A 353-nucleotide genomic window follows, 5' to 3' on the forward strand; every position below is an offset into this window, starting at 1 on the left:
GCCCAGGAACTCTCCCGTATCCAGAACCAGAACGCCGGCCAAATGAGCCTCGGGCAGCAGATCTATGACACTGCCACCAAGCGCATCGCGGGCATCGACCAGTTGCGCCAACAGATTTCTACGGCAAGCGACGCGAAGGATGTCGCCGACCTGCAGGCACGTCTCCAGGCCGAAACGGCCTTCCTGCAGAACGACGTCCTTCGGATGGAGGGACTGAAGATGGTGCAGCAGGCGCAGGCGCAGGTCGACGACCAGCGCAAGGAAGAGGAATGGCGTCAGCGCATGGACGCGATGAAGGCAGCACTGCAATGAGAGGGCTGCCGCTCTATCTCGTATTTCTGACACTCGCAGCC

1 protein-coding gene is annotated in these 353 nt (G+C 61.2%); it reads left to right on the forward strand.

Annotated elements, in window-relative coordinates:
- The coding region (locus AC1D0P_RS32730) for a type IV secretion system protein (RefSeq protein ID WP_477680523.1) at nucleotides 1–312 on the forward strand (312 nt) is incomplete at its 5' end.
- Nucleotides 313–353: the final 41 nt, after the last annotated feature.

Source organism: Polaromonas sp. P1_G2, from assembly GCF_056405515.1.